The 8,814-nt window shown below is 57.0% G+C and carries 6 protein-coding genes and 2 rRNA genes; 2 read left to right on the forward strand and 6 right to left on the reverse strand.

The genetic code is table 11. The annotated features are described in order from the left end of the window. Nucleotides 1-30 precede the first annotated feature (30 nt). On the reverse strand, nt 31-1,005 hold the full coding sequence (locus BBG20_RS22485; protein ID WP_065907286.1) for a FecR family protein: 975 nt from the start codon (nt 1,003-1,005) through the stop codon (nt 31-33). Continuing rightward, entirely contained in the window at nt 1,002-1,514 is a 513-nt protein-coding gene (locus BBG20_RS22490) for a sigma-70 family RNA polymerase sigma factor (RefSeq protein WP_065907289.1), read from the reverse strand. The genes BBG20_RS22485 and BBG20_RS22490 overlap by 4 nt, the downstream gene beginning before the upstream one ends. Nucleotides 1,515-1,665: 151 nt before the next feature. Between BBG20_RS22490 and BBG20_RS22495 the strand changes: the two genes are divergently transcribed. Beyond that, entirely contained in the window at nt 1,666-2,253 is a 588-nt protein-coding gene (locus tag BBG20_RS22495; protein WP_065907292.1) for a hypothetical protein, read from the forward strand. 40 nt (nt 2,254-2,293) lie between these two features. Here the strand turns inward: BBG20_RS22495 and BBG20_RS22500 are convergent, their stop codons facing one another. Then, a complete protein-coding gene (locus BBG20_RS22500; protein ID WP_065907295.1) occupies nt 2,294-2,761 on the reverse strand; it encodes an SRPBCC family protein in 468 nt (155 codons plus the stop codon). Between the two features lie 98 nt (nt 2,762-2,859). Here BBG20_RS22500 and BBG20_RS22505 point away from each other — a divergent pair, with 98 nt between their 5' ends. Next, nucleotides 2,860-3,261, forward strand: a complete 402-nt coding sequence (locus BBG20_RS22505) for a GFA family protein (protein ID WP_065907298.1) — start codon at nt 2,860-2,862, stop codon at nt 3,259-3,261. Nucleotide 3,262: 1 nt separating this feature from the next. Here the strand turns inward: BBG20_RS22505 and mrdA are convergent, their stop codons facing one another. From mrdA to BBG20_RS22520, 3 genes are all read right to left on the reverse strand, one after another. Further along, nucleotides 3,263-5,155 (reverse strand): penicillin-binding protein 2, encoded by a 1,893-nt coding sequence (mrdA, locus tag BBG20_RS22510; protein WP_065907300.1) that lies wholly within the window; start codon nt 5,153-5,155, stop codon nt 3,263-3,265. A 294-nt stretch (nt 5,156-5,449) separates the two neighbouring features. After that, nucleotides 5,450-5,565 (reverse strand): 5S ribosomal RNA (gene rrf / locus BBG20_RS22515). Nucleotides 5,566-5,735: 170 nt separating this feature from the next. Beyond that, nucleotides 5,736-8,627: ribosomal RNA gene (locus tag BBG20_RS22520) — 23S ribosomal RNA — on the reverse strand. Nucleotides 8,628-8,814: the final 187 nt, after the last annotated feature.

An 8,814-nucleotide genomic window follows, 5' to 3' on the forward strand; every position in this document is an offset into this window, starting at 1 on the left:
GATCCCCTCACGGCCTGTGAAAATAATCGTTTATTGCACGTCAATCAGCGTCAACCACGGCCCATAGCGGCGAATGCGCAACGGGAATGTCTGGGCAAGCGATTGCAGCGTCTGCTCGGCATCATCCAGCGGGTACACCCCGTACACACGCAGCGCCGCCGCTTGCGGGCTGATGCGCAGCACGCCCCGGCGATACGGGCGCAAGGCATCGATCAGCGAGCCCAGCGGCTCGTCGCGAATGTCGACCCGACCGTCGCGCCAATCCACCCGCCCGGCTGCCGACAACGGTACCGGCCGCACCCATTCCTCGCTGAACCACGCCGCCTGCCCCGCTTCCACGCGCCGCTGGTGACCGCCCTGGGTGGTGACTTTCACACTGTGCAGTTGCACCGAGGTCAGGCTGCCGGCGGCTTCCTGGCTGACCATGAACTGCGTGCCGAGGGCCTGGACTTCGCCCTGTGCGGTGGTGATGACAAACGGCCGGCGGGCATCGGCGGCGACATCGACAAACACCTGGCCTTCACGCAGATGCACGACCCGGCGTTGCTCAGTGAACTGGATATCCACCGAGCTGCGCGCGTTGAGGCTCAAGCGGCTGCCGTCGGCCAACGTGAAGGTACTGCGCTCGCCGGTGGCGGTCCGCCGATCGGCCCACAACCCGTTGAGCGGTTGGGCACGGTCGAGCAGCGCAGCGCCACTGACGCCAAACAACACCAGGGCCAAGCCGCCACGCAGCACCTTGCGACGCGACACGGTGTCGGGCGTCATCAGTGCGTGGGACGCCGCACGCAATTGGCCAGGGCTGTGCGCCTCGACCCGGTGCAGCGCGGCAATCGGTTGCTGCAACAGGTTGCCCACCCGCTGCCAGGCCGCCGCATGCTCGGGGCTGGCGTGCAACCAGGCGTCGAAAGCCTGGCGCAGGTCGCGGTCCTCGCCGGCCGCCTCGAGGCGCAGCAGCCAATCGACGGCCTCGCGGGTACAAGCATCCACCTTGGGCTGCGTCATGCCAGCTCCGCCGATTCCGCGAGGCAATGCAGGAACGCCCTGCGCAAATCGCGCTCGACAGTCGCCAGGGAGACATTCAGTTGCTGCGCGATCAGAGGTTGGGTCAAGCCTTCGAGACGACTCAGGATAAAGATCTGGCGTACCCGCGCCGGCAGGCCGTTAAGCAGCCGGTCAATGCTTTCCAATGCTTCGCGGACCAACGCAAGGTCTTCTTCGGAAGGGCTGTAGCACTCCGGCAGTAAAGCCAGGCTGTCGAGGTAGCTTTGTTCCAGGCGCTTGCGCCGCCAGAAACTGAACAACAGTCGGCGTGCAACCGTGCTCAAAAACGCCCGCGGCTCCTCAAGTTGGGTGAGCTGGCGCGCATCGAGCACGCGGATGAAGGTGTCCTGGGTCAGGTCTGCGGCATCCTGGGGGCACTTCAACTGGCGATACAACCACGCACGCAACCACCGATGGTTATCGTCGTAGAGCGCGGCTAAAAGGGCCTTGGGATCAGTAGGTGTGGACACGCAACACTGCCAGACGTTAATGATAATTCATCTCATTATCTGCGCAGACTCTGGCACATTGCAATCGTTAAAACACCCAGCCTGCAGCGCATTTGTGTATCTGCGCCCCTCCACTAGACTCAGGAGTTCCTCTTACATGGAAGTACCTTAAATGAAAGTAACGCGCCCTCTTCGCCACGCCATCGCCCTGGTCACACTGCTGGCCGCCGGCAACCTCACGGCCTTCGCTGCCGATATCCCGCTGTCCAAGACCCTGGAAGCCGACGAAGTCACCACCAAAGTGCTGGCCGTGGATGCCGCCAAGCATCAGGTGGTGCTGCAAGGCGCCGACGGTGGCGAGGTGCATGTGCAACTTACCGACGCCGCCAAGGACCTGGGTAATCTCAAGGTCGGCGACCAGGTCAAAGTGCTGACCACGCATTCGGTCGCCGCCGTGCTGGACACCGATGTGGACAAAAGTGCACCGGATGCCAGCGAAAAAACCGGTGTGATCCGCGCCACCGCCGATAATCCCAACCCAGGCGGCGCAGCGTTCCGTCAGGTACAGGTGCAACTGAAGATCACGCACATCGACTTGAAGAAAAACCAGGTCACCCTGGAAAATCCGGCCGGTGCGAGCAAAGTGTTGAATGTCGAGAAACCAGAGATTCGTGCCGGCCTCAAGGACCTCAAGGTCGGTCAGAGTGTGCTGGTGACGTTTACCGACACCCTGGAAATCACCACCGCTCACGAAGGCTGACAGTTATCAACGCGGGCATCAGTGATGATGCCCGTTGGGGTCAGGCCTGGCGGGCCTGGGTCAAATATTTTTCGATGTTGTTCATCTGCTCGTCCCAGCCCCGGGAGTTCATCTTGAAGGCTTTCTGCCGACGGGCTTCGGGCACTTCATCGAAGCCGGATTCGACGACCCGCAGCAAAATGCCCGGCGCGCGATCCTCGATGGTGAACTCCACCAGTGTCGGGGTTTCCTGGTCGTAGTCGACGCCCTCCTCCACCGCAAAGGGGTGCCACCAGAAAGAGAACAGTGTCTGTGGCAGGATACGTTCGATTTTGGCATTCCAGATCACATGCTCGTACCCCGGATAAGTGATCGGCGCCTTGATGGTTTCCCCCGCTGCAAAGGTTTTGCCCTTCAGGGCAATTCCGAACCAGTTGCCGAATTGCTCGGCATCGGTGAGTGCTTCCCAGACGTGTTTGCGTGAAACGTTAAGCAGGACTTTTCGTTCTATGCGATCTAATACGTGCATAAGTCACCTCCTCCATTGACAGTAGGCGACATCGAACAATGCGCAACCTTGGGTTGTGCGCGATGATGATGACCCCATCCTTGACCCGACATTACGTTATGACTGACGCGTTGAATGGAAGTTGCTTCTGCAAGGCCGTCCGCTACCAGGTGGAGCGCCTGGACATGCCCATCAGCCACTGCCACTGCGACAGCTGCCGCAAGGTGCACGCGGCCGCGTTTGTGGCGACAGCCGGGGTGATGCGTGAGCATTTTCGCTGGACGCAAGGCGAGGGTCTGTTGTCGTCATTCGAGTCTTCGCCGGGCAAGCTCAGGCATTTCTGCTCGCGCTGCGGCTCACACCTGATGGCCGAGCGTGGGCACCAGCCGCATGTGATTGTGCGGGTGGCGACGCTGGACGATGATCCGGGCGTGCGGCCCACCGCGCACATCTGGACGGCGCATGACGTGCCCTGGCTGGCCTACACGGGCGTAGACCAGTGGGACGAGTGGCAGGTGTGACTCAGACGTGCGGGTCACCCGGTGCTTTAGCCGGGGTCGCATACTGCGGCTTGAGGTGACCTTCCTGGTCGAGCAGCCAGGCGTCCATGATCTGCCGCACCACCGGGCCTGCCACCCGACCACCGGCTTCGCCGTTTTCGATCATGACCGAGATCACGATCTTCGGATGCTCGGCAGGGGCAAAGCCGACGAACAAGGCGTTGTCGCGATGCCGCTCCAGAGTCTTGTCGCGGTTGTAGCGCTCACCTTGTTTGATCGCGACCACTTGCGCAGTACCACTCTTGCCGGCGATGCGGTATTGCGCACCTTGCGCGGCGGCCCGAGCGATGCCGCGCGGGTCATGCATCACCAACTGCATGCCATGGTTCACCTGCTCCCAGTCACGCGGGTCCTTGAGGACCACATTCGGCATCGGGTTCTCGTCTACGGGCGGCACGCCGTTGATGGTCTTGGCCAGGTGCGGGCGATTCCACACGCCCTTGTTGGCGATCAACGCTGTCGCCTGGGCCAATTGCAATGGCGTGACCTGCATATAGCCCTGGCCGATACCGAGGATCACGGTTTCGCCTGGGAACCATGGCTGGCGGCGGGTCGCACGCTTCCAGGCCTGGGATGGCATCAGCCCGGCTGACTCTTCGAACATGTCCAGGGAGACTTTCTGGCCCAGGCCGAACTCCGCCAGGTAGTCGTGCAGGCGGTCGATGCCGAGCTTGTGTGCCAGGTCGTAAAAGTAGGTGTCGTTGGAACGCATGATGGCGGCGTCCATGTCGACCCAGCCGTCACCGCTGTGGTTCCAGTTGCGGTATTTGTGATCAAAATCGGGGAGCTGGTAGTAACCCGGGTCGAACACGCGGGTCTGGGCGGTCACCACACCGCTGTCGAGGCCGGCAATGGCCACCTCAGGCTTGATCGTCGAACCCGGCGCATAGAGCCCGCGCAGGACGCGGTTGAACAGCGGCCGGTCGATGGAATCGTGCAGCGCGGCATATTCCTTGAAGCTGATGCCGGTGACAAACAGGTTCGGGTCGAAACTCGGTTTGCTGACCATGGCCAGGACTTCGCCGGTTTGCGGGTCGAGCGCGACCACCGAGCCACGGCGATCGCCCAAGGCTTCCTCGGCGGCTTCCTGAAGGTGGACGTCGAGGCTGAGCACAATATTTTTGCCAGGGATCGGGTCGGTGTGCTTGAGCACGCGCAGCACACGCCCCTGGGCGTTGGTCTCGACCTCTTCGTAACCGACGTGGCCGTGCAGTTCGGACTCGTAGAAACGCTCGATGCCGGTCTTGCCGATGGACTGTGTACCGCGATACTCCACCGAGTCGAGAGCCTTGGACTCTTTCTCGTTGATGCGCCCGACATAGCCGATGGAGTGTGCAAAGTGCGCACCCAGCGGGTAGTGCCGGACAAACTGCGGCTCTACGTCGACGCCAGGCAAGCGAAACTCGTTCACGGCCAGGACCGCGATCTGCTCTTCGGTCAGCTCGTAAAATAATGTCACCGGGACGAAAGGATGGCGTGCCTGCTTCAAGGCCTTGTCGAACACCGCACGGTCTTCAGCAGGCAGGTGCAGCAGGTTGACGATGGCGTCCAGCTCACCCTTGAGGTCTGTGGTGCGCTCCCGGGTGATGGTCAGGTTGTAGCTGGGACGATTGTCGGCGAGCACCACGCCATTCCGGTCGTAGATCAACCCGCGAGTCGGTGTTATCGGCAGGACGTGGACCCGATTATTCTCGGAAATCGTCGAGTGATAGTCGTACTGCACCACCTGCAGGAAATACATGCGGCCCACCAGGGCACAGGTGATGCCGATCACCAGCAGCGCGCAGGCGAGCAGGCGCTTGTTGACCAGGCGGTTTTCTTTTTCGTGATCCTTGATGGGTATTGGTTCAGGCATTTCTACAGCATCTCGTTGAAGAAGGTCGACGCCGCATCCTGCGGATAAAGATCAGTCCTTGTGAAAATGTGCTGCACCATACCAAAAATGCAGAAACACTTTGCATCGATTTCCCCGAACGGCATGCCGATAGCGATTTTTGTCATGAAAGTCTGGGATCAAGCCTCAGCAAGACTTTCAGATCAGGAAGCCTATTCGTGGCCGGGGAACGCGGTGTCCTCTACCGGGGGTGCTTTTCGACCGCCCAAAACAAAACCCCTGTCTGCGTTAGCAAACAGGGGTTCTGGAATTTAATCTTGACGATGACCTACTCTCACATGGGGAAACCCCACACTACCATCGGCGATGCATCGTTTCACTGCTGAGTTCGGGATGGGATCAGGTGGTTCCAATGCTCTATGGTCGTCAAGAAATTCGGGTACTGAGTCGTGACCATGTGGCCTCGCTTCAGCAAATTGGGTATGTGACAGCTTTCGGTGTTTTGTGAGCGTCGAACTTTCGGTTCATTTCGTCTTCACACACCGCAATCTGGTGCTCTTTTGCCTTTCAGCTCGAAGCAAGCAAATTGCTTGGGTGTTATATGGTCAAGCCTCACGGGCAATTAGTATTGGTTAGCTCAACGCCTCACAGCGCTTACACACCCAACCTATCAACGTCGTAGTCTTCGACGGCCCTTCAGGGAACTCAAGGTTCCAGTGAGATCTCATCTTGAGGCTAGTTTCCCGCTTAGATGCTTTCAGCGGTTATCTATTCCGAACATAGCTACCCGGCAATGCCACTGGCGTGACAACCGGAACACCAGAGGTTCGTCCACTCCGGTCCTCTCGTACTAGGAGCAGCCCCTCTCAAATCTCAAACGTCCACGGCAGATAGGGACCGAACTGTCTCACGACGTTCTAAACCCAGCTCGCGTACCACTTTAAATGGCGAACAGCCATACCCTTGGGACCGGCTTCAGCCCCAGGATGTGATGAGCCGACATCGAGGTGCCAAACACCGCCGTCGATATGAACTCTTGGGCGGTATCAGCCTGTTATCCCCGGAGTACCTTTTATCCGTTGAGCGATGGCCCTTCCATACAGAACCACCGGATCACTAAGACCTACTTTCGTACCTGCTCGACGTGTCTGTCTCGCAGTCAAGCGCGCTTTTGCCTTTATACTCTACGACCGATTTCCGACCGGTCTGAGCGCACCTTCGTACTCCTCCGTTACTCTTTAGGAGGAGACCGCCCCAGTCAAACTACCCACCATACACTGTCCTCGATCCGGATAACGGACCTGAGTTAGAACCTCAAAGTTGCCAGGGTGGTATTTCAAGGATGGCTCCACGCAGACTGGCGTCCACGCTTCAAAGCCTCCCACCTATCCTACACAAGCAAATTCAAAGTCCAGTGCAAAGCTATAGTAAAGGTTCACGGGGTCTTTCCGTCTAGCCGCGGATACACTGCATCTTCACAGCGATTTCAATTTCACTGAGTCTCGGGTGGAGACAGCGCCGCCATCGTTACGCCATTCGTGCAGGTCGGAACTTACCCGACAAGGAATTTCGCTACCTTAGGACCGTTATAGTTACGGCCGCCGTTTACCGGGGCTTCGATCAAGAGCTTCGCGTTAGCTAACCCCATCAATTAACCTTCCGGCACCGGGCAGGCGTCACACCCTATACGTCCACTTTCGTGTTTGCAGAGTGCTGTGTTTTTAATAAACAGTCGCAGCGGCCTGGTATCTTCGACCGGCATGAGCTTACGGAGCAAGTCCTTCACCCTCACCGGCGCACCTTCTCCCGAAGTTACGGTGCCATTTTGCCTAGTTCCTTCACCCGAGTTCTCTCAAGCGCCTTGGTATTCTCTACCCAACCACCTGTGTCGGTTTGGGGTACGGTTCCTGGTTACCTGAAGCTTAGAAGCTTTTCTTGGAAGCATGGCATCAACCACTTCGTTAACTAAAAGTTAACTCGTCATCAGCTCTCGGCCTTAGAATCCCGGATTTACCTAAGATTCCAGCCTACCACCTTAAACTTGGACAACCAACGCCAAGCTGGCCTAGCCTTCTCCGTCCCTCCATCGCAATAACCAGAAGTACAGGAATATTAACCTGTTTTCCATCGACTACGCTTTTCAGCCTCGCCTTAGGGACCGACTAACCCTGCGTCGATTAACGTTGCGCAGGAAACCTTGGTCTTTCGGCGTGGGTGTTTTTCACACCCATTGTCGTTACTCATGTCAGCATTCGCACTTCTGATACCTCCAGCAAGCTTCTCAACTCACCTTCACAGGCTTACAGAACGCTCCTCTACCGCATCACTTACGTGATACCCGTAGCTTCGGTGTATGGTTTGAGCCCCGTTACATCTTCCGCGCAGGCCGACTCGACTAGTGAGCTATTACGCTTTCTTTAAAGGGTGGCTGCTTCTAAGCCAACCTCCTAGCTGTCTAAGCCTTCCCACATCGTTTCCCACTTAACCATAACTTTGGGACCTTAGCTGACGGTCTGGGTTGTTTCCCTTTTCACGACGGACGTTAGCACCCGCCGTGTGTCTCCCATGCTCGGCACTTGTAGGTATTCGGAGTTTGCATCGGTTTGGTAAGTCGGGATGACCCCCTAGCCGAAACAGTGCTCTACCCCCTACAGTGATACATGAGGCGCTACCTAAATAGCTTTCGAGGAGAACCAGCTATCTCCGAGCTTGATTAGCCTTTCACTCCGATCCACAGGTCATCCGCTAACTTTTCAACGGTAGTCGGTTCGGTCCTCCAGTTAGTGTTACCCAACCTTCAACCTGCCCATGGATAGATCGCCCGGTTTCGGGTCTATTCCCAGCGACTAGACGCCCTATTAAGACTCGCTTTCGCTACGCCTCCCCTATTCGGTTAAGCTCGCCACTGAAAATAAGTCGCTGACCCATTATACAAAAGGTACGCAGTCACAGAACAAAGTCTGCTCCCACTGCTTGTACGCATACGGTTTCAGGATCTATTTCACTCCCCTCTCCGGGGTTCTTTTCGCCTTTCCCTCACGGTACTAGTTCACTATCGGTCAGTCAGTAGTATTTAGCCTTGGAGGATGGTCCCCCCATATTCAGACAAAGTTTCTCGTGCTCCGTCCTACTCGATTTCATGACTAAGAGATTTTCGCGTACAGGGCTATCACCCACTATGGCCGCACTTTCCAGAGCGTTCCGCTAATCTCAAAGCCACTTAAGGGCTAGTCCCCGTTCGCTCGCCACTACTAAGGGAATCTCGGTTGATTTCTTTTCCTCAGGGTACTTAGATGTTTCAGTTCCCCTGGTTCGCCTCTTGCACCTATGTATTCAGTACAAGATAACCATCTTATGATGGCTGGGTTCCCCCATTCAGACATCTCCGGATCAAAGTCTGTTTGCCGACTCCCCGAAGCTTTTCGCAGGCTACCACGTCTTTCATCGCCTCTGACTGCCAAGGCATCCACCGTATGCGCTTCTTCACTTGACCATATAACCCCAAGCAATCTGGTTATACTGTGAAGACGACATTCGCCGAAAATTCGAATTTCTCAATTAAGAGAACTCACAAATTTTACCTTAGCCTGATCCGTTACCAGTGAAAGTAACGTTCAGTCTATCTTTCTATCACATACCCAAATTTTTAAAGAACGATCTAATCAAAGACTAGAAATCAA

The organism is Pseudomonas aylmerensis (assembly GCF_001702265.1).
Classification (GTDB): Bacteria; Pseudomonadota; Gammaproteobacteria; order Pseudomonadales; family Pseudomonadaceae; genus Aquipseudomonas; species Aquipseudomonas aylmerensis.